The sequence below is a fragment of the Paenarthrobacter sp. JL.01a genome (genome assembly GCF_025452095.1).
GTDB lineage: Bacteria > Actinomycetota > Actinomycetes > Actinomycetales > Micrococcaceae > Arthrobacter.
In genome coordinates this window covers 1417327-1441181 of the sequence record NZ_CP104877.1, presented here as the reverse complement: position 1 = coordinate 1441181, position 23855 = coordinate 1417327, and the positions used below count along the sequence as shown (strand labels likewise).

The 23855-nt window shown below is 64.5% G+C and carries 22 protein-coding genes; 17 read left to right on the top strand and 5 right to left on the bottom strand.

The window, feature by feature from the left end:
- Positions 1 to 3: 3 nt before the first annotated feature.
- Complete coding sequence (gene nirD / locus N5P29_RS06970) at positions 4 to 390, bottom strand: nitrite reductase small subunit NirD (RefSeq protein WP_262277891.1); 387 nt, start codon at positions 388 to 390, stop codon at positions 4 to 6.
- Positions 391 to 672: 282 nt separating this feature from the next.
- On the opposite strand from nirD, the gene nirB reads away from it, so the two are divergent.
- From nirB to N5P29_RS06955, 3 genes are read left to right on the top strand one after another with little or no spacing between them, the layout of a single operon-like run.
- Positions 673 to 3285: a nitrite reductase large subunit NirB gene (gene nirB, locus N5P29_RS06965; protein ID WP_262277890.1), complete on the top strand. Its 2613-nt coding sequence runs from the start codon at positions 673 to 675 to the stop codon at positions 3283 to 3285.
- 12 nt (positions 3286 to 3297) lie between these two features.
- Complete coding sequence (gene cobA, locus N5P29_RS06960; RefSeq protein WP_262277889.1) at positions 3298 to 4332, top strand: uroporphyrinogen-III C-methyltransferase; 1035 nt, start codon at positions 3298 to 3300, stop codon at positions 4330 to 4332.
- Between the two features lie 12 nt (positions 4333 to 4344).
- Positions 4345 to 5502 (top strand): uroporphyrinogen-III synthase, encoded by a 1158-nt coding sequence (locus N5P29_RS06955; RefSeq protein ID WP_144661973.1) that lies wholly within the window; start codon positions 4345 to 4347, stop codon positions 5500 to 5502.
- 13 nt (positions 5503 to 5515) lie between these two features.
- Here N5P29_RS06955 and N5P29_RS06950 read toward each other — a convergent pair whose 3' ends face one another.
- On the bottom strand, positions 5516 to 6814 hold the full coding sequence (locus N5P29_RS06950; protein WP_262277888.1) for a Y-family DNA polymerase: 1299 nt from the start codon (positions 6812 to 6814) through the stop codon (positions 5516 to 5518).
- A 176-nt stretch (positions 6815 to 6990) separates the two neighbouring features.
- On the opposite strand from N5P29_RS06950, the gene N5P29_RS06945 reads away from it, so the two are divergent.
- Genes N5P29_RS06945 through N5P29_RS06925 form a run of 5 tightly spaced genes read left to right on the top strand, consistent with a single transcriptional unit; the run spans position 6991 to position 10328 of the window.
- Complete coding sequence (locus N5P29_RS06945) at positions 6991 to 7341, top strand: ArsR/SmtB family transcription factor (protein ID WP_262278527.1); 351 nt, start codon at positions 6991 to 6993, stop codon at positions 7339 to 7341.
- Complete coding sequence (locus N5P29_RS06940) at positions 7338 to 8048, top strand: aquaporin (RefSeq protein ID WP_262277887.1); 711 nt, start codon at positions 7338 to 7340, stop codon at positions 8046 to 8048. Before N5P29_RS06945 ends, N5P29_RS06940 begins: the two co-directional genes overlap by 4 nt.
- Complete coding sequence (locus N5P29_RS06935; protein ID WP_262277886.1) at positions 8045 to 8461, top strand: arsenate reductase ArsC; 417 nt, start codon at positions 8045 to 8047, stop codon at positions 8459 to 8461. The genes N5P29_RS06940 and N5P29_RS06935 overlap by 4 nt, the downstream gene beginning before the upstream one ends.
- Positions 8458 to 9822 carry an FAD-dependent oxidoreductase gene (locus N5P29_RS06930; protein WP_262277885.1) on the top strand — a complete coding sequence of 455 codons (1365 nt, stop codon included), beginning with the start codon at positions 8458 to 8460 and terminating at the stop codon, positions 9820 to 9822. Before N5P29_RS06935 ends, N5P29_RS06930 begins: the two co-directional genes overlap by 4 nt.
- Positions 9819 to 10328: a GNAT family N-acetyltransferase gene (locus N5P29_RS06925; RefSeq protein WP_262277884.1), complete on the top strand. Its 510-nt coding sequence runs from the start codon at positions 9819 to 9821 to the stop codon at positions 10326 to 10328. The genes N5P29_RS06930 and N5P29_RS06925 overlap by 4 nt, the downstream gene beginning before the upstream one ends.
- Before the next feature lie 22 nt (positions 10329 to 10350).
- Here the strand turns inward: N5P29_RS06925 and N5P29_RS06920 are convergent, their stop codons facing one another.
- Positions 10351 to 11817 (bottom strand): sugar porter family MFS transporter, encoded by a 1467-nt coding sequence (locus N5P29_RS06920; RefSeq protein ID WP_262277883.1) that lies wholly within the window; start codon positions 11815 to 11817, stop codon positions 10351 to 10353.
- Between the two features lie 137 nt (positions 11818 to 11954).
- On the opposite strand from N5P29_RS06920, the gene N5P29_RS06915 reads away from it, so the two are divergent.
- Positions 11955 to 12965 (top strand): LacI family DNA-binding transcriptional regulator, encoded by a 1011-nt coding sequence (locus N5P29_RS06915; RefSeq protein WP_262277882.1) that lies wholly within the window; start codon positions 11955 to 11957, stop codon positions 12963 to 12965.
- On the opposite strand, the gene N5P29_RS06910 is transcribed toward N5P29_RS06915, so the two are convergent.
- Both N5P29_RS06910 and N5P29_RS06905 read right to left on the bottom strand, forming a co-directional pair.
- Positions 12962 to 13345 carry a LexA family protein gene (locus N5P29_RS06910; protein WP_262278526.1) on the bottom strand — a complete coding sequence of 128 codons (384 nt, stop codon included), beginning with the start codon at positions 13343 to 13345 and terminating at the stop codon, positions 12962 to 12964. The two genes, N5P29_RS06915 and N5P29_RS06910, sit on opposite strands and share 4 nt — an antisense overlap.
- 216 nt (positions 13346 to 13561) lie before the next feature.
- The gene (locus N5P29_RS06905) at positions 13562 to 14155 is read right to left on the bottom strand and encodes a dihydrofolate reductase family protein (RefSeq protein WP_262277881.1); all 594 of its coding nucleotides are present in this window, start codon (positions 14153 to 14155) and stop codon (positions 13562 to 13564) included.
- Between the two features lie 113 nt (positions 14156 to 14268).
- On the opposite strand from N5P29_RS06905, the gene N5P29_RS06900 reads away from it, so the two are divergent.
- From N5P29_RS06900 to N5P29_RS06865, 8 genes are all read left to right on the top strand, one after another.
- A complete protein-coding gene (locus N5P29_RS06900; RefSeq protein WP_262277880.1) occupies positions 14269 to 14700 on the top strand; it encodes a hypothetical protein in 432 nt (143 codons plus the stop codon).
- Positions 14701 to 14850: 150 nt separating this feature from the next.
- Positions 14851 to 17541: a GMC oxidoreductase gene (locus N5P29_RS06895; RefSeq protein ID WP_262277879.1), complete on the top strand. Its 2691-nt coding sequence runs from the start codon at positions 14851 to 14853 to the stop codon at positions 17539 to 17541.
- Positions 17538 to 19457: a hypothetical protein gene (locus N5P29_RS06890; protein WP_262277878.1), complete on the top strand. Its 1920-nt coding sequence runs from the start codon at positions 17538 to 17540 to the stop codon at positions 19455 to 19457. The genes N5P29_RS06895 and N5P29_RS06890 overlap by 4 nt, the downstream gene beginning before the upstream one ends.
- Positions 19454 to 20527, top strand: a complete 1074-nt coding sequence (locus N5P29_RS06885; protein WP_262277877.1) for an alpha/beta fold hydrolase — start codon at positions 19454 to 19456, stop codon at positions 20525 to 20527. The genes N5P29_RS06890 and N5P29_RS06885 overlap by 4 nt, the downstream gene beginning before the upstream one ends.
- Positions 20524 to 21495, top strand: a complete 972-nt coding sequence (locus N5P29_RS06880) for an acetoacetate decarboxylase family protein (RefSeq protein WP_262277876.1) — start codon at positions 20524 to 20526, stop codon at positions 21493 to 21495. Before N5P29_RS06885 ends, N5P29_RS06880 begins: the two co-directional genes overlap by 4 nt.
- Positions 21492 to 21974, top strand: coding sequence for a hypothetical protein (locus N5P29_RS06875; protein WP_262277875.1), 483 nt, complete (start codon positions 21492 to 21494; stop codon positions 21972 to 21974). Before N5P29_RS06880 ends, N5P29_RS06875 begins: the two co-directional genes overlap by 4 nt.
- Complete coding sequence (locus N5P29_RS06870) at positions 21971 to 22375, top strand: hypothetical protein (protein WP_262277874.1); 405 nt, start codon at positions 21971 to 21973, stop codon at positions 22373 to 22375. The genes N5P29_RS06875 and N5P29_RS06870 overlap by 4 nt, the downstream gene beginning before the upstream one ends.
- Positions 22372 to 23715 carry a patatin-like phospholipase family protein gene (locus N5P29_RS06865; RefSeq protein ID WP_262277873.1) on the top strand — a complete coding sequence of 448 codons (1344 nt, stop codon included), beginning with the start codon at positions 22372 to 22374 and terminating at the stop codon, positions 23713 to 23715. The genes N5P29_RS06870 and N5P29_RS06865 overlap by 4 nt, the downstream gene beginning before the upstream one ends.
- Positions 23716 to 23855: the final 140 nt, after the last annotated feature.

Genomic DNA, 23855 nt, shown 5'->3' with positions numbered 1-23855 from the left:
CTTTCAAGCCTGGAGCCCGACCTCAACGAAGCCGCCCACGTGGCGGGTGGCGAAGACTTCGAGACTGAGTTCGGCGTTGCTGAAGCACTCGCCTGTTTCGAGGTCGTAAACCTCTTTATGGAGCGGGGAAGCGATGGTGGGCCGGCTGCCCCGGGAGCCGATGATTCCGCGCGCCATGACGTTGGCGAGAGTGGCCGGGTCCTGCTGGGCGACGGCAAATACCTCTGACGGTCCTGTTCGAAAGAGTGCGACCTGGCGGCCCTCGATCAGTGCCGCTTCTCCCCAGGCGGGCTCAAGCTCGTCCAGAGGGCAAACGCGGTGCCAGGTGATGCCCTCGGCCAGTCCCTCGGCACTGTCCAAAGTCCCAGCGCGGTCCAGAATTACGGTCATTTCAGCCCCTCTCACTGTGTCCGGGAGTGCCGTATTCCACTGCCGCATCTGCCGGACCAGGCCACGCTTGTGGCCACTCCTCCACGCTAAAACCGGGGTGTTTCGTCCGGGGTGCGCCTTTGTGTCCGATTGGTAAAAGACACCTCACACCTGCTGAAACGCGTTCGTGATGCAGAAGTTAAGACCACGAAACAAACGGGAAACTGAAGCGAAACTGCCCCTTCCTAGGCTGGGACCACACGTTGCGGAGATCCGTCTGCACCATTTGCGAAAGGCCCACCAGTGACCGGACACACTTCAAGCACAGGGACTCCACGCCGCGTCGTCGTCGTCGGCGGCGGTCCCGCGGCCCACCGCTTCACCGATGCCATGGTCAATCGCGGTCTTGAAGGCTGGCAGCTTACGGTATTGGCTGAGGAGGCGCACCTCCCCTACGACCGTGTGGCCTTGAGCAAGGCCCTCACTGAGGTCGACGTTGACCTCACCCTGGGCGAGGCGGCGATGTGGGAGCACCCCGCCGTCGAACTGAAGACCGGCGAGCGCGCGGTCAGGATCGACTCCGTTGCCAAGAGCGTCCTCACGGCCGCAGGCAACAAGTACGACTACGACCACCTGGTGGTCGCAACAGGTTCTGATGCCGCACGGCTTCCCATTCCCGGATCCGAGCACACGCACGTGTACCGCACCCTCGAGGACGTGTGGTCCATCAACAAGGCCATCGCGGAGTTGACCGCAAAGCTCGGCCGGAAGGTCAACGCGGTCACCATCGGCGGTGGTCTCCTTGGCCTTGAATCTGCCGCTGGTACCGAGCAGCTCGGCGCGACGCCCGTTGTCATCAACGGCTCCCCGTGGTTGATGAACACCCAGTTGGATGAGGGCGCGGGCCAGGCCTTGGGCCGTTTGATCGCGGCCAAGGGCTTCGAAGTGCACGGCGGCGTCTTCCCCTCCGAAGTCCTGACCGACGACGACGGCCAGGTCACCGGGGTCCTCATGGCCGATGGACGCACCATCCCGGCTGATCTGGTGATTGTGGCCATTGGTGTCAGGCCCCGGGATGACCTCTTCCGCGCAGCCGAGGCAGAAGAGCAGCTGTTCAGCCTTGGCCCGCGCGGCGGCGTGGTCATCAACGACTTCTGCGCCACCGAGGTGGAGAGCATCTGGGCCATCGGCGAGGTGGCCAACTTCGGCGGGATGTGCCTGGGGCTGGTGGCTCCGGCCAACACCATGGCTGAGATCGTTGCCGACCGGCTGCATGGCGGGGAAGCAACTTTCCCCGGTTTCGATACGGCCACCAAGCTCAAGCTTTCCGGAGTGGATGTTGCCAGCTTTGGCGACGCCTTTGCCCGCACCGAGCATTCCCTGGAAATCGTCTACGCCGACCCTGCCCGTGGCGTCTACCAGAAGATCGTCACCACCGATGATGCCAAAACCCTCCTGGGCGCTATCTTCGTCGGCGACGCATCTCCGTACATGAGCCTTCGACCGCTGTTGGGGCGGGAGTTGTCCGCTGAACCGGGAGCTTACCTGAGCGCTGCCGGCGGCGGGGAGGCACCGGAGACAGAGCTGCCCGATGACGCGATCCTGTGCTCCTGCAACAACGTGGCCGCCGGCACCATCCGGGACACCATCAACGGTTGCGGCGCGTGCGAAGGCAATGCCCCGGTCCAGGAACTCGGCGAACTCAAAGGCTGCACCCGTGCCGGAACCCAGTGCGGCTCCTGCGTTCCCATGCTGAAGAAGCTCCTGGAAGGAGAGCTGACCAAGTCCGGCATTGAGGTATCCAAGGCCCTGTGCGAGCACATCAGCCTCTCCCGCCAGGAACTCTTCGATGCCATCCGGGTCCTTGAACTCACGTCCTTCGAGGAGATCATGGCCAAGTACGGCACAGGCGCGGGCTGCGACATCTGCAAGCCGACCATTGCCTCGATCCTGGCCAGCCAGCACTCCGCCTACGTCCTGGACGCCGGGCGTGGTTCGCTGCAGGACACCAACGACCGAGCCTTGGCCAACATGCAGAAGGACGGAACCTACTCGGTGGTCCCCCGTATCGCAGGCGGTGAGATCACGCCCAAGGGGCTCGGCGTCATCGCAGCGGTGGCGGAGAAGTACAACCTCTACACCAAGATCACCGGTGGTCAGCGCATCGATATGTTTGGTGCCAGGCTCGAGCAGCTGCCGGACATCTGGAAGGAACTGGTGGACGCGGGATTCGAGTCGGGCCAGGCCTACGGGAAGAGCCTGCGCACAGTGAAGTCCTGCGTCGGATCCACGTGGTGCCGCTTCGGCGTCCAGGATTCCGTGGCCATGGCCATCGCACTGGAACTGCGGTACCGGGGCCTGCGAAGCCCGCACAAACTCAAAATGGGTGTCTCCGGCTGCGCGCGCGAGTGCGCCGAGGCCCGGGGCAAGGATGTCGGAGTGATCGCCACGGCCGATGGCTGGAACCTCTACGTGGGAGGCAACGGCGGCGCCACTCCGGCCCACGCCAAACTGCTCGCCAAGGACCTGGACGATGAAACGCTGCTGAAGTACATCGACCGCTATCTGATGTACTACATCCGCACCGCCGACCGCCTGCAGCGCACCGCCCGCTGGCAAGAAGAGCTCGACGGCGACATCAAGCACGTTGAGGACGTGGTGGTTCACGACTCCCTGGGTATTGCCGCTGAACTTGAAGCCGCGATGGCCAAGCACATCGACACCTACCAGGACGAGTGGGCTGAGACACTGAAGGACCCCGAACGCCTCCGCCGCTTCCGCTCCTTCGTCAACGCCCCCGACCAGAAGGACGAGTCCATTGCCTTCGTTCCGGAGCGCGGCCAGATCCGCCCTGCCACGAATGAAGAAAAGGGCGGCGTGCTCATCGCCTCCACCATCCCGGTCCGCAGCGAATAACAAGGGGTCTCCATGCAGCTCACCATTGATCTCACCGGCCGCGATGTGTTGGTCGCAGGATCCGACAAGACCGTCCGGCAAGCCGTCCGCCGCTACCAGCACGCTGGCGCCACCGTTCACCGCCTCGGCACTCCGGACGCGGTTCCGGCCAACGGCCAGCTCCCGGCACGTCCGTTCCTGGTAGCCGTAGTGGACGACGGCGACGACCGCTGGGCCGCGCTGGTGGAACGCTGCCGCGCCGCGGGCATCCCCGTGGCGTTTGAGCCGGCACCCGGCGCCGCCGGACACGTAACCCTGGTGGGTGGAGGACCAGGCGCGCTGGACTTGCTGACGGTAGGTGCCATGGACGCGTTGCGGGATGCCGACGTCGTGTTCTACGACCGTTTGGCCCCCTGCCAGGAACTGGCAGGCCTGACCGCCGCAGAGCTGGTGGATGTCGGAAAGCAGCCAGGCCTGCACAAGGTGACGCAGCGGGATATTGAAAAGCTCATGGTGGAAGCGGCACTGCTGGGCAAGAACGTCGTCAGGCTCAAGGGCGGTGACCCGTATGTGTTTGGACGTGGCGGCGAAGAGGTTGCAGCCTGCGTAGCGGCCGGGATTCCCGTCCGGGTTGTTTCGGGCGTTACCAGCGCCATCTCCGTGCCTGCGGCCGCGGGGATTCCGGTGACGCACCGGGAAGTGAGCCACATGTTCACAGTGGTTTCCGGCCACGCCCCCTTGACGGAGAAGGAACACCTCCACCTCGCAGGACTGGGCGGCACCATTGTGGTCCTCATGGGCATAGGAACACTGCCACAGCTCGCCGCCGGCCTGCGTCGCGCGGGCATGACATCCGACATGCCCGTGGCCGTTGTGGAACGTGGCTACCGACCCGGCCAGCGCACCACCATCGCCGACCTCGGTAATATCGAAACAGCGGCGACCGGCTGCAGCAACCCGGCCGTCCTGGTCATCGGTGAGGTGGTCCGGGTGGCCGAAGCAAACCGGAATCACGCCGAAGCATCCGCTGAACTGAGCCGACTCGCGGCTTCGCTCCTTGAAGCCTGAAGGTAAATAGATATGACTGTTGCACGGGCCATCGAAGCCCTGGACCCCAATGCCGCACCGGACACCGCAGAGGCCGCCGAAGCGCCCCTGGATGGATTCCGCATCGGCGTCACCTCGCACCGCCGTTCCCGCGACCTCATCGAGGCCCTCGAGCGGCGCGGCGCGAGCGTCCTGCACGCTCCGGCGTTGAAGATCGCCCCCGTCCAGGAGGACATGATCCTCATCGAGGACACCCGGACCATCATTGAGGCCAAGCCGGATATCTGCATCGCCACCACCGCCTACGGGATGCGGCGTTGGTGTGAGGCGGCCGATTCCTTTGGCATCGGGGAGCAACTCCTGGAAACCCTGTCGGCCTGTCGCATGTTCGTCAGGGGACCAAAAGCCCGTGGCGCCGTACGCGCCGCCGGTTTGGCCGACGTCGGAATCAGCAGTGACGAGACCACGGCCACCCTGGTGGATATGCTGCTGGTGGAGGGTGTGCGCGGCAAGACCGTGGCAGTGCAGTTGCACGGTTACACGGACGTTCGCCAACTGGAGCGGCTCCGCATGTCGGGAGCGACTGTCCTGACGGTGACTCCCTACCGCTGGGTCAAGCCTGATGGCGAGGACAAATTGCCGCGCCTGATCGAGGCCGTCGTCAATGGCAATCTCGACGTCCTGACCTTCACCAGTGCCCCGGCCGTTGATGCCATGTGGAGCACTGCGCACGAAATGGGCCTGTACAGACAACTCATCGAGGCGCTCAAGGGCCCCGTGACCGTTGCGGCCGTGGGGCCTGTCACGGCACAGCCATTGGTCGACGCCGGGCTGACTCCCCTGATCCCCGACCGCTACCGCATGGGTGCGCTCATCCGCCTCGTCACCGAGCACCTGTCGCTGAACCACGTTCGACGCTTGGAGACCAAGACGGCCACGATCGAGCTGCGCGGGCGTTGCCTCCGGATCGACGGCGAAGTGGTGGAACTGGCACCGGCTCCCCTCCTGCTGTTGCGGGCGCTCCTTGGGGCAGGAGGTGCGGTCTTGTCGCGTGAAGCGTTGTCGGATCTTTTGGATCTGCGGGGCTCCGTACATGCCCTGGACATGACGGTCAGCCGGCTGCGGTCCTCGTTGCCTGACGGAAAGCTCGTGGAAACAGTGGTGAAGCGCGGATACCGTCTGCGCGCCTAGGAGCCCGGTCACGCTATGCCGCCTTCACCAAGGGAAGTTCATCCCAGTTGGTGGTGTAGCGGGGGCTGAGCATGTCCCGCTTCATGGACCAGTCCGGACCGCCTTTGATGCCTGCGTGTCCCAGGCCAATGGAGCCCCGGCCGTAGCGTTTGCTGACTTCCTCCAGCAAACTGCCAATGCCGCGTTCCTCGTGCCGGTTCTCGAAGATCTCCAAGGGCTTCTGGTTGCCGGTGGGACGGAGGTCGGTGACCATGATGCCGGCTTTGGCGTACTTTGTTCCCTCCTGGATCTTCGGCACCAGGGCGTGGGCGGCTTTCGTCAGCAGGACAGGGTCCGACGTCGGCATGGGCAGTGAGACGCTGACGGTCGGAAACGATTTGTCGTTCGGGTTGTAGACCGATGTTGCCGCGAACGCTGTCAAGAGCTTGGCTTGGAGATCGTGTTTGGCCAATCGGGCACTTGCCATCTGCCCGTAGACGCTCAGCACCTGCCGCAGCTGGGCCGTCGTCGTAATCGGCGTGGAGAAGGAGCGCGAGAAGATCAACTGGTCCCGCCCGATCCGTTCCTCTTCCATGGGGATGCACGGGGTACCCCGCAGCTCCAGGACCGTGCGCATCATGACGATGGAAAACTTGTCACGCAAGGCAACAGGCTCGGCGCGAACCAGGTCCAGGATCGAGTAGATTCCCATGGCATTCAGGCGCTTGGTTAGCCTGGTGGCGATGCCCCAGATCTCGATGACCGAAAGCCGGGCCATGAGCGCCTCACGCTCCGCTTCCGGGACCGAATCCCAGCGGCACACCCCATTGAAGGCCGGATTGTGTTTGGCCCACTTGTTGGCGAGCTTGGCAAGCGTTTTGGTGCGGGCAATTCCAACGCACACCGGAACCCCGACATTTCTGCGGCATGCCTCTTTGATGGTCCGCCCCAGGTGCAAGAGTTCCTCGGGCCTGCCTTTGACGCCGAGGAACGCCTCGTCGATGGAATACACCTCCTGCCAGGCGGAGTAGCGCTGCAGCAACTCCATGACCCGTGAGCTGATGTCCCCGTACAACTCGTAATTGCTGGACAGGGCAATGAGTCCCCATTCCTTTGCCCGCGGAGCCAGTTTGAACCACGGATCCCCCAGGCCAATGCCAAGCCGCTTCGCTTCGGGCGACCTGGTGACGGCGCAGCCATCGTTGTTGGAAAGGACGATCAGCGGTTTGCCCTCAAGGGCAGGGTTAAAAGCCCGTTCCGCCGAGGCATAGAAGCAGTTGATGTCCACGTGGGCGATCTCCTGCATGCGGTGCATTAGGGCTGGCCTGGACATGCTCCTCCTTGGCTCGGCAATACCATGCGCGCCCACCGGATACGGAGGGACACGCCAATTATTCGAAGATATATTCGAATAATTCAACTGTACCTCGCGCCCCCGACAATAAAACTGCCCTGCCACCGCGAGGGCTTGCTTAACATATTGATGAGTGTAAATATTTACCTGTGTCTATGTCTTTGGAGCTGACCCCGGTCCAGGCCGTTGCCTGCTGCTCGCCGCTGGCACGCGAGCCATTGTCGGAGAAAGAAGCCGACGGCGTTGCGCCGCTGTTAAAAGCTTTGGCGGATCCCGTGCGGTTGCGGCTGATGTCCCTGGTGGCCTCACACGCGGGCGGGGAAGCATGCGTCTGCGACCTGAACGATGCCTTCGAGTTGTCGCAGCCGACCATCAGCCACCATCTGAAAGTGCTGCACGAAGCCGGTTTGCTGGACCGGGAAAAGCGCGGAGTCTGGGTCTACTACAAGGCCCGCACCGAAGCCCTGCAGAACCTGGCAGCCTTGATCGGCGGACAGGCCCAGTGAATCCCTTGCTCCTGCGCCGGGCGGCTGCGGAATTCCTCGGCACTTGCCTCTTGGTCGCTGCCGTGGTTGGTTCCGGAGTGATGGCCTCCCGGCTGTCACCGAACGACGTCGGGCTGCAGCTGCTGCAGAACAGCCTCGCCACTGGCGCGGCTTTGGCCGCGTTGATCCTTGCCCTGCAGCCGGTCTCAGCCTCCTTCAATCCTATGGTCACCTTGGTCGAACGGGCCCTTGGAATGATCGACACCCGGGCTGCAGCCCTTTTGGTTGCGGCTCAGGTGCTGGGTGGATTGGCCGGGACTGTCGCGGCGAACCTGATGTTCGACCTGGCTCCGGTCACGTTGTCCACCCATGAACGCTCCGGTCCTGGTCTGTGGCTGGCAGAGGTCATAGCTACGGCAGGGCTGCTGGTCATCGTGTTTGGGACCATCCGTTCCGGACGCGCCGACCGGGTGGCTTTCGCCGTCGGCGGTTACATCACCGCTGCGTACTGGTTCACTTCCTCCACAAGCTTCGCCAACCCCGCCGTCACGATCGCCCGAACCATCACGGACACCTTCGCAGGGATCGCACCTGCCTCCGCGCCGGGTTTCATCGCCGCCCAACTGGTCGGCGGTGCCCTCGGCTTGGTCCTGGTTCGTTTCCTCTATCCCCAAACCACTGATGTTGCCGCAGCTGATGCCGCGGACGATCGAAAGGTGCACTCATGAGCGTCAAACCCTCCGTCCTGTTCGTTTGCGTCCACAACGCCGGACGGTCCCAAATGGCCGCCGCATTCCTGACCACCCTGGGCAGGGGCGCCATCGAGGTCCGCTCCGCAGGTTCCCAACCCGCCAGCCAGGTCAACCCCGCAGCGGTTGAGGCGATGGCCGAGATCGGGATCGACATGTCCGCCGAAATCCCCAAGATTCTCACCACCGAGGCCGTGAAGGACTCCGACGTCGTGATCACCATGGGCTGCGGGGACGAGTGCCCGTACTTCCCGGGTAAACGCTACGAAGACTGGGTTTTGGAAGACCCCGCAGGCAAAGGCGTCGACTCCGTCCGGCCCATCCGCGACGAGATCAAAACCCGGGTCGAGGCCCTGATTGCCAGCCTCACGCCGACGGGAGCCCAGCAATGACCGGGCACGATTCCCTGCCGGTCGCGGTGATCGGCGCCGGACCGGTCGGATTGGCCGCGGCCGCGCACTTGCTCGAACGTGGACTGGAACCCCTGGTGATCGAAGCCGGCCCCACCGTCGGTTCCGCTATCAAAGGGTGGGGGCATGTTCGAGTCTTCTCTACCTGGAAATACAACCTCGACTCCGCTGCCGTCCGTCTGCTCCAGCGAACTGGCTGGAAAGCACCCCGCCCGACCGCGCTGCCCTTTGGCCACGAAATCGTCACCCAATATCTCGAACCGTTGGCCGCAAGCCAGGAACTCAGGCAGAGGATCCACACCGGTTCGAAGGTGGTTGCCGTGACCCGGCAAGGGATGGATAAAAGCCGAAGCCAGGGCCGCGACCAGACACCCTTCGTCCTGCAGGTTCAGGACGACGACGGCCAGACCACTGAGGTTCTGGCGCGGGCTGTCATCGATGCCTCAGGAACGTGGAACGCCCCCGCTCCGCTTGGCTCCAACGGCCTCCCGGTTCCCGGCGAAGCCAGAGCCCGCGCCGCCGGGATCATCACTGGAGCCCTACCCGATGTCACCCAGGATGGTTTCGCCGGCCACCGGACCCTCGTCATCGGGTCCGGGCACTCGGCCGCGAACATGGTCCTGGACCTCGCCCGCCTTGCACGCACCCATCCCGGCACCACGGTCGTCTGGGCCATCCGCGCCGAGACCCCCGCAAGGGCTTACGGTGGCGGTAACGCCGACGAACTCCCCGCCCGCGGCCAGCTGGGCACACGCCTGCGCACCGCCGTCGAGACCGGTGCCGTCCAGCTCCTGACCGGCTTCCGCACCCTAAGCGTCGAGACCAGCGGCGCTGCCGTGATCGTCCACGCAACTGACGGCCGGACGGTGGAGGTTGACCGGGTGATCCCGGCCACCGGCTTCCGCCCGGACCTGGGCATCCTTGCCGAACTGCGGCTGGAGCTGGACCCGGCGGTCGACGCCCCCAAAGCGCTGGGACCACTGATTGACCCGGACTTCCATAGCTGCGGCACCGTCCCAGCGCACGGCGCGCGGATCCTGGCCCACCCCGAGAAGGACTTTTACCTGGCAGGAATGAAGTCCTATGGCCGGGCACCGACCTTCCTCATGGCCACCGGCTACGAACAAGTGCGGTCCATCGCCGCCGCCCTGGCCGGCGACACAGCAGCAGCAGAAGCTTTGGAACTGGAACTTCCCGAAACAGGGGTCTGCTCCACCAGCCTTCCCGCAGATGGGCAAGACGCGGCAGATTCGTGCTGCGGGTCCGCCAAACCAGAACCGGTCACGATTGGCTTCGCTACCGGGCTGGTTCACGGCCGCATCGGGGAACCAGCCGCACCATGACCGGTACCAACCACCTGCTGAGCCGCCGGATGGAGCACGCCGACTGGCCGGCGGTCGAGGCGATCTGGGCCGCGGGCATCGCTTCAGGCCATTCCACCTTCGAACCGGCACCGCCAAGCTGGGAAGACTTCGACGCTACCCGTCACCCCCAGCTCCGCCTCGTTGCCAAAGACCACGGCAACATCGTGGGCTGGGTCGCCGCGTCACCCGTTTCGTCAAGGACGGTCTATCGCGGCGTCGTCGAGCACTCCATCTACATCGCCCAGGAGGCCCGCGGCCGAGGCTACGGGGCCCAACTCCTCGACGCCTTCGTCCGCAGGACCGAAGAGGAAGGGATATGGACCATCCAATCCAACATCTTCCCCGAGAACGCCGCCTCCATAGCCCTGCACCAACGACACGGTTTCACCGTCGTGGGCACCCGGCAAAGGATTGGACTCATGAGCTACGGGCCAGCCGCCGGCTCCTGGCGGGACACCGTCTTGCTCGAACGCCGCGCCGAATAGCAACCGGAATGGAAGAGCGCAGCTAGGAACCCATAGAGGCATCCTTCTTGTGCACCAGATAAATGGCTCCGGTGGTGACGTCTTCTTCGAGTGCTTCCAGGGTCCGCCCGCGGGTCTCCGGGACCTGGGTGTAGATGAAAATGAGGGCCGCGATACCCACAGCACCGAACAGGAAGAACGTCCCCGTGATCCCCACGCCGGCCACCAGGGTAGGGAAGAACAGACCCAGCAGCGCGTTGGCAATCCAGAGGCAGAACACCGAAAGGCCGATGGCAAAACCGCGGACATGAAGCGGGAAGATTTCGGACAGCATCACCCAAACGGCAATGTTCAGGAACGTCTGCATCGAGCCAACGAAAGCCACCACCAGAAAAAGGATCACGAACGGACGCGCCGCATTTCCCACGGGAAGCACGATCGAGGCGATGCCGATGAGGAAGTGGCACGCCGTGGTCAGGGTGAACCCCAGAAGCAGGGTGGTACGGCGGTTGACACGCTGCATCAAGGTCAGGGCGATCACGCCCCCAACCACCGCGATCACCCCGGGAGCGATGTTGGCAATGAGGGCTGCATTGGAGTCGAATCCGGCTTCGACGAGCACCGACTGGCCGTAGTACATGATCGAATTGATGCCGGTCAGCTGCTGGGCCACGCCGAGACCAATGCCTACCAGGACAATGCGAAGAATCCATTTGTTCTTCAGCGCACCCCATGAGGTCGCCTTGGAGGCCCGCTCCTCATCGGCCAGGTGCTTGACATCCGCCATTTCAGCCTCGGCCCGTTCCACCGACCGTATGGTCTTGAGGACTACCAAGGCCTCTTCCCACCGCCCCTTGGAAATCAGCCAGCGAGGTGATTCGGGCATCCGGAGCATGCCGAAGAACAGTGCGATGGCGGGCAACGCGGCGACCGCCAGCATGACTCGCCATACTCCCCCGAACTCTCCCCAGATATTGCCGATGATGGCGTTGACCACGAAGGCGGCGAGCTGTCCGATGACAATCATCAGTTCGTTGCGCCCGGCCAGCGAACCCCGGATCTCGTAGGGCGCCAGCTCGGCCAGGAACACTGGCACCACCGTGGACGCCCCGCCGACAGCCAGGCCCAGAATGACGCGCCCCAGGACCATGACTTCGAAATTCGGCGCGACGACGCAGGCGATGGTTCCAGCGAGGAAAAGCACCGCGAGCAGGAGGATGGATTTCCGGCGGCCCCAGGAATCCGACAAACGTCCGCCGCCCACGGCCCCGGCCGCTGCGCCGAACAGCAGTGAGCTGGTGACGATCCCCTCCGTCAGGGGCGTCAGCCCAAGGTCGGCTGTCATGGGCCGCAGGGCGCCGTTGATGACACCAGTGTCATAGCCGAACAACAGTCCGCCGAACGTAGCAACCAAAGCTACAAGGCCAAGGCGCTTTCGGTGCGGACCGTTGGTCAGCGGAGGAAGGGCAGCCCCGGGGGCGCCTTCCTGCTGCAATTGCGTTGCAGACATCAGGACTCCTTTGTCAGTGTGTTGCGGGTCATACCTATCCGCTCTAAATCCAGACTAACGCGCGAAAGGCTTAAATGTAAGGTCAAACTAACAAACACCTCATTTTGTCCTTTCTGTGACATGGGAGGATGGAGGGCATGGCCGCCGACCGCCCCCACCGCCCTGCAACGCAAAGTGATGTCGCCCGCGAAGTGGGCGTCTCCAGAACGCTGGTGTCATTCGCTTTCCGGGGAGCGCCGGGAGTCAGCGGCGAAACCAAGGAAGCCATCTTCGACGCCGCCAAGCGTCTGGGGTACCGGCCCAACGCGGCAGCCGCCGACCTCGCACGCAAGCACCGTTCCGCCGTCGGGCTTTACCTGATGGATATCCGCAACGAGGTCTACGCCGACATCCTCAGCGGCGTCCGCATGGCCCTCCCATCCGAGGGCAACCGCCTGATCCTGAGCGTATCCCGTTCCGTGGACGGTGTTGACCGGGGCGCGCTTGAGTCCCTCATAGAGGCCCGCGCCGGGATCATCATCGCCGCGACACTGCTGGATCCGGACGAGCAAGTGCAGGAATTGGCGCAAATCGTGCCGCTGGTCAGCGTCACCCGGCCGGTACCTGGCGTTGACAGCGTGTACTCGGACGATGTCATGGGTGCGCGGGCGGCCACGGAGCACCTCCTCGGCCTCGGGCACCGGCGCATCGCCCATATTGCCGGGCCCGATTACGACGGACACACCGTCAGACGACGCAGTTACCAAAAGACCATGCACGACGCCGGGCTGAAGCCCCTGACGCTCGCGGCCGAAGACTTCACCCAGGAAGCCGGGCAGCGGGCCGCCACCGCCCTTCTGGCGCGAGCGGACCGGCCGACGGCGATCTTCACCCACAACGATCAACTGGCCCTGGGCGCCCGCGAGGCCGCCCACGCTTTGGGCCTGTCCATCCCGAAGGACCTGTCATTGGTGGGCTACGACAATTCGAGGATCGCCAAGCTGCACGGAATCGACCTCACCACGGTCGACCTCCACGCTATCGCCCTGGGCCAGGCCGCGGGCATGATTGCTCTTGAACGGCTCAAGAATCCGGATGCACCGATCGCGGACCGGAAACTGGCGCCGGAACTGGTCATTCGCGGTTCGACGGCACCACCGGCGGCCTAGACGTGGTGCAGGCACGTCGTCGCTACACCCCAGATGGTCAGTTCCGATAACGCCGCCACCTTGATGTCCGGGAAAGCGGGGTTGTCCGCCTGCAGCACCACGCCTGCCGGGGTAATACGCAACCTTTTGATGGTCAGCTCGCCGTCCAAAACAGCGACGACGACGGACCCGTCCCTGGGTTCCAACGCCCGGTTGACGATCAACTCGTCGCCGTCACTGATCCCGGCAGCTTCCATGGACTGACCGGTGACACGCACGACGAAAGTGCTGGTGACGTCCTTGATCAGGTGCTCATTAAGGTCAATCCTGCCATCGAAGTAGTCCTGGGCCGGCGAGGGATACCCCGCCGCTACAGCCACAGGAGCCAGCAGCACCGACATCAAGGAAAAGCCCGCATCTATCACGCGGGGCCGACTATCACGCCCACAACACACCTTTATTCGAATATATGTTCGATACTTGAGTGTACAGCGATCGGCGGACATTCTGCGCGGTCCGGCGAGTTCGCGGGAACGGTGCGAGCTCGCAGGGAGGCTTCCCGCGAATCGGAAGTTTTCCCGCGAACTCGGCAATGCCAGAGCCCCGGCTGGCAGCCCCTACCCCACCTTGTAGCGAAGGTGCGAGACGAGGCTGGTTCCCCGGACCTCCAAAGGCTCAAGCTTCAGCTCCCCCACCCCATCCAGCAAACGCTCGCCGCCGCCCAGAACCACCGGCGCGACGTGGAGGCGCAGCTCGTCGATCAAGCCGGCTGACAGGAACTGCCTGGCTGTCGAAGCACCTCCGGCTATGGCAACGTTCTTCCCAGCCGCAGCGTCCTTGGCGCGTGAGAGCACCGACTCGATGTCGTCATTGACGAAGTGGAACGTGGTGCCGCCGTCCATCACCAGGGGCTCATGCTCGTGGGAGGTCAGCACGAAAACCGGAGCATGGTAGGGCGGTTCTTCACCCCACCAGCCGCGCCATTCCTTCTCCCAGAGCCCTTCCCCTGGCCCGGCGAACATGTTCCGGCCCATGATGTACGCACCGGCTTCGAGAATCCCGGCCACCTCGGCCGCGTTGATGTCGCGTTCTTTGAACTGCCACCGGTGCAGTTTTTCCCCGCCTTCACCGAGCGGTTGCTCCCGGCTCTGGTGCGGACCGGCAACGTAGCCGTCAAGGGACACAGTGAGATCACACGTAACGAGGGTCATGGGCCCATCCTGCCATTGGGCCAGGCAGCACGACCAGACCCGCCACACCCTATGCGGCGGACCTGGCTGGTTCTACCCTGAAGCTGTCGGCACGCACGAAAAAGAAGGCGGTCATGGCACGGAATCCTGAACCTGCGCTGGAGCAGCTCAACGTCCTTGTTGGCCTCTGGGAGACCACCATTCCCACGGCACAAACACACGGCCGGACCAGCTTCGAGTGGCTGGAAGGTGGCGGTTTCCTGATCCAGCGCTCCACAGTCCAACTGCCGGAGTATCCCAACGCCGTCAGCATCATCGGTACCACCGGATCTGACGGAGCCTTCCAGCAGCACTACTTCGACTCCCGCGGCGTCGCCTGGATCTACGACATGACACTGAAGGACGACGTGTGGACGCTCTTCAGGGACGGACCGGACTGGCCGCAACGCTTCGTAGGCCGGTTCAGCGAAGACCGGAACACCATCACCGCCCGTCTGGAGCGCGGAACATACCCGGGCGGACCGCTGGAGCACGACTTCGACATGGTCTACGCGCGGATCCAATGACCGCCGGGTAAAAACAGCATTAGTCCACCTCATTTACAGATCCACTGCCCGGTGGGAACATAAGGCCCATAGACCGCGGAGGCAACGCCCGGCCACGCCGGCGCCCTCTGCCGCTGCCATGTAGTCAGCTCTCCTGTGAGAGGAACGGCCATGGGTCGTCTGGGGACCGGGAACAGTGGGGATGCGGGCCCTGAATCCGCTGATGATCCACGACGCCGCAGACCGCAAAGCATCGAGAAGGTGGATGCGGTGGTTGTGGGATCGGGTTTTGGCGGCTCGGTAGCGGCCTTGCGGCTGGCCGAAGCCGGCCAGTCCGTGGTGTTGATGGAACGCGGCAAACCGTACCCGCCCGGGAGTTTTGCCCGAACGCCGTCGGAGATGGGCAAGAACTTCTGGGACCCGGACCGCGGCTTGTACGGTCTGTTCGATGCGTGGACCTTCCGCGGGACCGAAGGACTGGTCTCAAGCGGACTCGGAGGGGGTTCGCTCATCTACGCCAACGTGCTCCTGCGCAAGGACGAGAAGTGGTTCGTCAACGAATCCCCGGTCCCGGGAGGCGGTTACGAGAATTGGCCGTTTACCAGGGCCGACCTCGATCCCTTCTACGACGCCGCCGAAGCGATGCTGCAGCCCGTCCCCTACCCGTACCAGGACACAGCCAAGACCATGGCCATGGAAAAGACAGCGGCAAACCTGGGCCTTTCCATCATCCGGCCTCCCATCGCCGTCACCTTCTCCAGCGGCCCGGGCGCAGCACCCCGCACCAACCAAGCAATCCCGCTCCCCCACTACGGCAGCATCCACGGCACCAACTCTGTGCGGACTACCTGCACCCTGAGCGGTGAATGCGACATCGGCTGCAACGCCGGCGCCAAGAACACCCTTGACCACAACTACCTGTCAGCGGCGGCCTTCAAGGGCGCTGACATCCGCACCTTCCACGATGTCCGGGGTATCCGGCCACTATCCCCCGGCACGGATGGCGGCGGCTACGAGGTCCGCTACGTCATCCACCACCCCGGTAACCAGGGGGCGCTGCTCACCGAGCGCATCATCCACTGCGGCCGGCTCATCCTGGGTGCGGGCACGTTCGGGACCAATTTCCTCCTGCTCCGCAATCATGGCTCCCTCCCGGCCCTCAGCGACGCCCTCGGTACCCGGTTCAGCGGCAACGGCGACCTCCTGACGTTCATCATGGACGCCAAGACACCCGCCACCAACGGCTCCCGCCCCGGCGTCCGCACCCTCACCGGCAGCAAGGGACCGGTCATCACCACCGCGGTCAGGGTCCCGGATTCGAACGACGACGACGGCGACGGCCGCGGCTACTACGTGGAGGACGCCGGGTATCCGGCCTTCATGAACTGGCTGATCGAAACGGCCCAGCTGAAGACCGCCGTCAAGCGCACGGCCAAAGTGGCAGCCCAGCTTTTCAAAGACAGGCTGTTCGACGCCGGCCGGTCCAATGTCTCGGCGGACCTCGCCGCTGCGTTGGGTGACGGGCGGTTGTCGGCCAGTTCGGTGCCCTTGCTGGGTATGGGCCGGGACATACCCGACGGCGTCATGACACTCCGCGACGGCAGGCTCGCCATCGCCTGGACCATGGCAACGTCCACCGAGTACTTCGGCCGGGTCCGGCAGACCATGTCGGAGATCGCGAAGGACCTGGACGGCGACTTCATCGACAATCCGCTCTGGTGGGCCAAACGCGTGATCACCGTCCATCCGATCGGTGGGGCACCTGCTGGAAGGCACCCCGCCGAGGCCGTGTGTGATTCGTACGGAGAAGTCTTTGGCTACCCCGGTTTGTTCGTGGTCGATGGTGCTGCGATGCCTGGACCGGTTGGCGCCAACCCGTCACTGACCATCGCCGCTTTCGCCGAACGGGCCAGCGCCCACATCGTCGAAGCTGGCACCAAGGCCCGCCACCGCGGCATCAGCCCCGGCGACGCGGCCGCGGCCCAGGACACAACTCAAACGGCAGCGCAGGACACAATACAGCGCGAGGCCGCTGGCGCCGTCGTCGACGTCGGCAGTACGGCACCGCGGGCGCTGGCGCCGGATGCCACCAAAGGCAAGGCGGCGCGTCCTGAACAGCCTGCGAGCGCCGCTGCCCAGGCACAAGGACAGGCACAGGCACCGGCACCGGCTACGCGGGGCCTGGAAATGCCAGGCAAGGCGGCAAAGGAAGCAACCTCGGTTCGTTTTACCGAACAGATGCATGGTTGGTTCAGCCCGGGCGTCGCGGATCCGGAGAAGGGCCGCAGCCTGGGCCGGGACAGGTCCCGGAAGATCATGTTCGAACTGACAATTACCGCGGAGGACATTGACGCGTTCGCGGCAGATCCCCGGCACCCGGCCAAGGCGCAGGGGTACGTACTGGCGGACTATTTCGGGGGCCGGATGCCGGTGGAACGCGGCTGGTTCAACCTGTTCGTCGAGGACCAGTCCGACGACGGCCGGCCGGCCAGGCGCATGCTGTACCGGTTGTGGTTGCGGGACCCGGGCGGGACTCCCTTCACGTTCACCGGCCATAAGCTCATCCACAATGAGGCAGGATTCGACCTCTGGCCGGACACCACCACACTGTACGCAACGATTCTGCAGGGCCACGTCCCGCCGGACGTCGAGGTGGGCGGCAGCCAGGACGGTGTCGTCGGTGCGGGGATACTGTTCATCCGCCCACTGGACTTCGCCAAGCAGATGACAACCTTCCGGGCAGAGGGTCCTGCTCCCGCCGCGGGTTTGCTGACGTTCGGTACGTTGTTTGGCGGGCAGCTGTGGCGGGTCTATGGTCGGGTACCCAGGCGCGTGCCGTTCCCCCTTAAGCCGAAGCGATGAAGGGCCGGGAGCTCGCCCAGCTCCGCGCGGTCCTGGGTTTCACGCCCCGAACGGCGGTACGCTGGCTCGCCCCGAAGTCGTTGGCCCGCACTGCGCTGAAAGTCATGGCCGCCACCGTGTTCGCCGATTTCGGTGACAAACGCGAGTTGGAGGGCGGTTTCCCCGCTGATCAGCTGAGCCTGGACAATCTGCCCGCTCCTGGCCAGCCGGCCCAGCCTGCGGTCATCGCGCGCGGCCTGCCGGCACCCGCTGATCTTGAAAGGGGCGCGGAAAGGCACTCCGAACTGTGGTTCGATTTCACGGCCGACCTTGGGGACGGTTTCGATGCCACCTACACGGTTGCCTCCCTGCTGGCGCAGGACGTGCTGAGCGTTGGAGGTTTCGGTCTTCCCAGGGGCCGCCTCCTGGTCCTGGGCGGCGACGAGGTTTACCCCGTGGCATCCCCGGCCGGGTATGAGGACCGGATGGTGGGGCCGTACCGGATGGCGTTGCCTGCACACGGGCCCCTCACCGAAGCGCCGATCATCCTGGCCCTGCCCGGCAACCACGACTGGTATGACGGCCTGACGTCGTTCATCCGGATCTTCACGCGGAACCGGAGCATCGGCAGATGGCGGACCATCCAGACGCGCAGCTACTTCGCCCTGCGGCTCACGGGCGACGCTCCCCGGCCGGACCATCGAGGCACCCCGGGGTGGTGGCTGCTGGGCCTGGACAGCCAACTGGGCCAGTACATCGACGAGCCGCAACTTGAGTACTTCTACCGGAACGTCACCTCCCAATTGCAGCCCGGGGACGCGATCATTCTGTGCGTCGCGTCGCCCTTCTGGGTCAAAGGAAGCGCAGGCTTCCGGCAAGCCGGCTTTTTTGAGCAGGACTACCTGCACCGCCGCTTCAACCCGGAAACACAGCTGTTTGAAGCAACAGGGGCGAGTGTCCGGCTCTGGCTCACCGGCGATCTCCACCATTACTCGCGCTATGAGGATGACGCTCCGGGCCTGCACGCCAAAACCCAGCTCATCACGTGCGGACTCGGTGGAGCGTACTTGTCGGACGCCCACTGGCTGCCGAAGGAGCTCCACCTTCCCGCCCCCGCCGGCACGGGAGGGTCGGCCAGCGCCCCACCCCCAGGCCGCCAGCAGCCGCCCACCCGCCATTTCACGCGAACCCCCACCATTTATCCCGACCGGGCCGACTCACATCTCCTGGGCCCGCGACTGGCCAATCCGTTCACCCCGGCCTGGCTGCCGGTGCGCAACCCCGGCTTCGGACTCTCCATGGGCGTGGTACACGTTGTTGCCGCCCTGACCGTCTGGACCGTGTTCAGCGCCTTCAGCGGCACGTCCTTCATCGAGGGCCTCCGCACGCTCAGGAACGGGAACACGCCGCTCCTTGTGACTGCCCTGGTCTTCGCCATGCCCGTGCTTCTGGCCGTGACCACCTTTGCAGCGCATATCCTGCACCTGACCACTGCCGGGATCCTCGTCTTTGCCCGGGGAACGCTCTGCCAACTGTCCGCGCTCGCGGTCAGTGCCGTCGTCGTAATCCTTTTGCCATGGCCGGACACCTGGCCGGATGTCGTAGTGGTGCTGCTGGCGCTGGCCCTTGTGTACGTGGGCGGCTGGGCGCTGGGAAGTGAGGCGTTCGCGCTGTTCATCCTGTCGACGCCCAGCGGCGAAGTGTCCACCTGGAAGATGTCCGGCCAGGCCATCGAGGACCATAAAGGCTTCCTCCGCCTCCACCTCGCCGCGGACGGCACGCTCACCGTCTACCCCCTGGCGGTGGACACCATCTGCCGCGACTGGCGGCTGGAGAGGAACGACGACGGCGCGCGGCTGGTTCCCGAGGCCGGCCTGCCTGCCGTGCGGCTGCTTGAAAATCCCATCACCGTCGCCCAGAAGGGAAGCCCACCATGATCATCACCCGTGCCGAGCACCGGACCGAGGTGATCCCGTTCCGTGCGCGGGACAACACTCCGCTGAGCCTGGTCCACGTAACCGCGCCGGCGGAAACCACCAAAGGCCCCGTGCTGCTGGTCCATGGCTCCGGCGTCCGGGCCGAGCTTTTCCGGCCACCGATCCGGACCACGTTGGTCGACGTCCTCCTCGAAGACGGCTGGGACGTGTGGATGCTCAATTGGCGGGCCTCCATCGACCTCGACCCCCTGTCCTGGACCCTCGCCGACGCTGCCGTGTATGACCATCCGGCCGCCGTCGAGCATGTCCTGAACGCAACTGGCGCGGAGACGATGAAGGCTGTGATCCACTGCCAGGGGTCGACGTCGTTCACCATGGCCGCCGTCGCCGGACTGCTGCCGCAGGTGGACACGATCGTCTCCAACGCCGTTTCGCTCCACCCTGTTGTGCCGGCCTTCTCACGCCTGAAGATCGACTACCTGACGCCCGTCGTGAAAGTCTTCACCCCCTATCTCTCACCGGCCTGGGGCTACAAGTCGCAGGGCTACTTCACCAGGGCCATCCGCGGCCTGGTCAAAGCCACCCACCACGAGTGCGACAACACCGTCTGCAAGATGGTCAGTTTCACCTACGGCAGCGGCCGTCCCGCCCTCTGGTCGCACGAGAACCTCGACGACGCGACGCACCAGTGGCTCAGCGGGGAGTTCGCCGAGGTGCCGGTGACATTCTTCGAAGAAATGGGCCGGAGCATCAAAGCCGGGCACATGGTGGCCGCCGGAAACCACCCCGAACTTCCGGAGAACCTCGTGGCGGAAGCTCCGCAAACGGACGCCCGCTTCGCCTTCATCGCGGGACTGGCCAACCGGTGCTTCCTTCCCGAAAGCCAACAACGCAGCTACGACTTCTTCCAAAAACACCGCCCTGGCAAAGACTCACTCCATCTCATCCCGGGCTACGGACACCTCGATGTCTTCTTTGGCGAGCGTGCCTGGCAGGACACCTTCCCCGTCATCGTCGAGGAGCTGAACGGAACCCAACAGACGGGCACACACCAGGAGCCAACGCCATGAAAAACCTCACCCAGATTCTCACTCCCCTGCTCAAGCTCATGCCCTCACCGGTTCCCCGGAGGCAGGAACAGCTCCGGGGCCAACACGCCTTCGCCGACGGCATCAAGTACGTCATGCCGGTCAACTCCGACGATTCGCCCGTGCTGATGGCAGCCTTCCCCATCAACAAACATGCTGCCGCAGCCGTCCTGCCCGGAGCCGAACTGCGGCCGTTCAGCCTGGGCGGCAAGGGCCTGCTGGTGGTAACCGTGGTCAACTACAAGTCCACCGACATCGGCAAGTACATCGAATACTCGCTGGCCATTGCCATCACCCACGGCAGCAGGCCGGCCCCGCCCCTCCTGCCGCTGCTGTTCCAGAAAACCTTCAAGCTGGGACAGTTCGTGGTGGACCTGCCCGTCAGCACGGAAATCTCCGTCAAAGGCGGCAAGGGAATCTGGGGCATGCCCAAATACCAGGCCAACCTGGACTTCGTGGTCACCGACTCCACCGTGTCCGCACAGTATGACCAGGACGGCCAACTGGGCTGCTACATCGAGATCGATCGTCCCGAGCCCCTGGGACTGCCACTGAAACTGGCAGCATCCAACTACTGTGCGTTCCGCAACATGTTGTGGAAATCCGACATCTACTTCGAGGCCACAGGAGACATCGCCTTCGGGGCACAAGCCAAGGCGCGCCTCATCCTTGGTGACGCGCCCGGCGTCGAGCCTTTGAAAAAACTGCAGGTGGAGAACAAACCGGTCTTCACCGCCTGGCTGCCGCAGGCCCACGGCGTCCTGGATGACCACTACGAAGCATGGTTCCTCACTGCCCCCACCCAGCTGGAGGCAGTAGCGCTTCGCGGTGGCGACATGCTGGACAGTGTCACCGACCTCGGGCAAGGGCAGGAATGGTTGGCTCCCCCGGACCGGAGCCGGGTGCCCGGGGCCGTTCCGGCCTTGGAACCAGGGGCAGACACGCCATGAACGGGCTCCTCCTGCTCAATGCCCTCGATTTCCTCTTCGGCGCCACGATGTACGTCGGCACCATGTGGGTCCTCAAGTTCTTCCTCTACCCCACCTGGCGTTCACTGGCCCGGGACAACGTGGACATGCACTTCGGCATCCCCACCCGGGCCGCCACCAGGTTCTTCACCATCGTGGTGCCCATCATGTTCATCTCCGGAGGCATCCTGGTGTGGTCCGAATGGGGTACCGTCCGGGTCATCTTCGCCATTATCTGCCTGGTGGGCATCATTACGCTCACCGTCGTGGGACAGGGACTCATCATCCCCATCAACGTGAGGATCCGGGGCGGCGACTTCGCCGACGACACCGAACTCCGGTCCCTGCTCCAACGGTGGATGCTGCTCAACGACATCCGCTTCTATGTCTCCACCCTGACCTGGGCGTCGATGGTGTGGCTCCTTGTTGACCGCGGCCGCCTGCTGGAGTCCTTCACATGACTTATCCCCTCCGTGCGGTCCTCACAGCCATCGCCGGCATCACTGTCCTCAGTGGTGCGGTCCAAGTGCCCTTCGGCGGTCCCATCCTCCGCTTGTTGGGCGCAGAAGACACCGCCACCAGCCGCCAACTCTTCGGAACAGTGGGCATGTTCATGGTGATCGTGGGCGGACTCCTCCTCCACAGTCTGCTCAGCGGCACACCCTCCCCTGTAGTAGTCCTCTGGTCCGCGCTCCAGAAGGCCGGAGCTTTCGGGGCGGTGGGCATCGGGGTACTGAACGGAGTCTTCGCCCCCATCGCGCTGGGGGTCGCCTTCTTCGACCTCGCGACGGCGGTACTCCTGTTCATCTACTGGCGCAGGATCCGTGTCCCGGCAGTTGCCCCGGGGCTGGCCGGGCGATGAAACGCTCCCTGGTCCTGGCCGGCGGCGGAATGCGCGTCGCCTGGCAGGCCGGCGTGGTCAAAGCGCTCGCCGAGGAAGGAATTGAATTCCAGCACATCGACGGCACCTCCGGCGGCATCCTTACCGCCGGGATGATGCTCTCCGGCGTTTCCCCGGAGGAGATGTGCAGCCGGTGGTCCGCCGTGGATGTCAAGGACTTCAGTTCCGCCCTGCCCTTCGGTGACTACGTCAAAGGACCCTGGGCCCTCCCCGCCCTGGGTGACGCAGACGGCATCCTCGACAGGATCTTCCCCGCTCTGGGCATCGACACGGAAACGATCCGCACCCGCGCCACGGGACCGGGCGCCGTCGAAGGTTCCTTCAACGTGGTGGAGTTCACCTCGAAGCAGTGCCATGCCATCGACGCTGCCAGCATCGACGCCGAACTCATGGCGGCTGGAATGTCCTTGCCCATCTTCCTCAAGCCACTGCATCGCGACGGGAAAATCTGGACCGATGCCGTATGGGTCAGGGACGCGAACGTGGGAGAGGCTTTACGTCGGGGTGCAGGGGAAGTCTGGCTGATCTGGTGCATCGGCAATTCCCCGTACTGGGGCGACGGGCCGCTGGAGCAGTACGTGCACATGATCGAGATGAGTGCCATGGGTGCCCTCCTGGCCGACTTTGACGCTGCGGCCGCCGCGGGCCGTGAGTTCGTGCTGCATGTGATCCGGCCTGAGCATCCCTTGCCGCTGGATCCCGAGTTCTACCTGGGGCGGATCGACGCCGACACGTTGATCGGCATGGGCTATCGCGATGCCCGGGCGTACCTCGATGCCAGGTCCCCCGACGGCCTTGCAAAAGATGCCCGCTGCACCGCGATGACCGAACCTGCGCCGGGTGTCCGTTTCAACGACGTCTTGCATGGCGAACTGGACGGCCAACCGCTGAGGTTCCGGGCCGCCGTCGTCATGCCTTCGCAGCCCGCGGACACACCACCGCAGCTGAGCGGCTACCTGGACCACCCGCAATCCGGCCGTAGCTTCCTGGCCGACGGCCGGGTTGAAGTGAGCGGTGACGACATCACGTACCGCGCCAGGGTCCGGGTGGACGGCCGGTGGCAGGACATTGCCGTCACCCGGAACCTCCACGACGACCCCGGCCCCGATGCCTGGTCGGACATCCGCAATGCCCGGCTTGACCTGGGCGGACGTGTGGTGGAGCTCGCCATGGGTCTGGGAGATGTAGCGGGTCTGCTTGCTTCCGTGGAACCCGTCGGCGCCCATGGAGTGACTGAGCGCGCACAAGCCGTGGCCCGCTTCACCAGCAACGGATTCCGGGAGCTTTTGCGGCGGTACTGAGACCCTGCGCACAGGGATGTGACGCACGTTATTACCGGCCGGTAAACAGCACGCTACGAACGCGCCAAAGATGGCAACAGCGGTGAAACACCCGCGAAAAACCGGCCGCCTACGCTGATGATCAACAGCACCAAACAGGT

Excerpts from the sequence above, each read along its gene's own strand:
- nirD (WP_262277891.1), bottom strand. The coding sequence starts at position 390 with ATGACCGTAATTCTGGACCGCGCTGGGACTTTGGACAGTGCCGAGGGA.
- cobA (WP_262277889.1), top strand. The coding sequence starts at position 3,298 with ATGCAGCTCACCATTGATCTCACCGGCCGCGATGTGTTGGTCGCAGGA.
- N5P29_RS06955 (WP_144661973.1), top strand. The coding sequence starts at position 4,345 with ATGACTGTTGCACGGGCCATCGAAGCCCTGGACCCCAATGCCGCACCG.
- N5P29_RS06950 (WP_262277888.1), bottom strand. The coding sequence starts at position 6,814 with ATGTCCAGGCCAGCCCTAATGCACCGCATGCAGGAGATCGCCCACGTG.
- N5P29_RS06945 (WP_262278527.1), top strand. The coding sequence starts at position 6,991 with ATGTCTTTGGAGCTGACCCCGGTCCAGGCCGTTGCCTGCTGCTCGCCG.
- N5P29_RS06935 (WP_262277886.1), top strand. The coding sequence starts at position 8,045 with ATGAGCGTCAAACCCTCCGTCCTGTTCGTTTGCGTCCACAACGCCGGA.
- N5P29_RS06930 (WP_262277885.1), top strand. The coding sequence starts at position 8,458 with ATGACCGGGCACGATTCCCTGCCGGTCGCGGTGATCGGCGCCGGACCG.
- N5P29_RS06925 (WP_262277884.1), top strand. The coding sequence starts at position 9,819 with ATGACCGGTACCAACCACCTGCTGAGCCGCCGGATGGAGCACGCCGAC.
- N5P29_RS06920 (WP_262277883.1), bottom strand. The coding sequence starts at position 11,817 with ATGTCTGCAACGCAATTGCAGCAGGAAGGCGCCCCCGGGGCTGCCCTT.
- N5P29_RS06915 (WP_262277882.1), top strand. The coding sequence starts at position 11,955 with ATGGCCGCCGACCGCCCCCACCGCCCTGCAACGCAAAGTGATGTCGCC.
- N5P29_RS06910 (WP_262278526.1), bottom strand. The coding sequence starts at position 13,345 with ATGTCGGTGCTGCTGGCTCCTGTGGCTGTAGCGGCGGGGTATCCCTCG.
- N5P29_RS06905 (WP_262277881.1), bottom strand. The coding sequence starts at position 14,155 with ATGACCCTCGTTACGTGTGATCTCACTGTGTCCCTTGACGGCTACGTT.
- N5P29_RS06900 (WP_262277880.1), top strand. The coding sequence starts at position 14,269 with ATGGCACGGAATCCTGAACCTGCGCTGGAGCAGCTCAACGTCCTTGTT.
- N5P29_RS06895 (WP_262277879.1), top strand. The coding sequence starts at position 14,851 with ATGGGTCGTCTGGGGACCGGGAACAGTGGGGATGCGGGCCCTGAATCC.
- N5P29_RS06890 (WP_262277878.1), top strand. The coding sequence starts at position 17,538 with ATGAAGGGCCGGGAGCTCGCCCAGCTCCGCGCGGTCCTGGGTTTCACG.
- N5P29_RS06885 (WP_262277877.1), top strand. The coding sequence starts at position 19,454 with ATGATCATCACCCGTGCCGAGCACCGGACCGAGGTGATCCCGTTCCGT.
- N5P29_RS06880 (WP_262277876.1), top strand. The coding sequence starts at position 20,524 with ATGAAAAACCTCACCCAGATTCTCACTCCCCTGCTCAAGCTCATGCCC.
- N5P29_RS06875 (WP_262277875.1), top strand. The coding sequence starts at position 21,492 with ATGAACGGGCTCCTCCTGCTCAATGCCCTCGATTTCCTCTTCGGCGCC.
- N5P29_RS06870 (WP_262277874.1), top strand. The coding sequence starts at position 21,971 with ATGACTTATCCCCTCCGTGCGGTCCTCACAGCCATCGCCGGCATCACT.
- N5P29_RS06865 (WP_262277873.1), top strand. The coding sequence starts at position 22,372 with ATGAAACGCTCCCTGGTCCTGGCCGGCGGCGGAATGCGCGTCGCCTGG.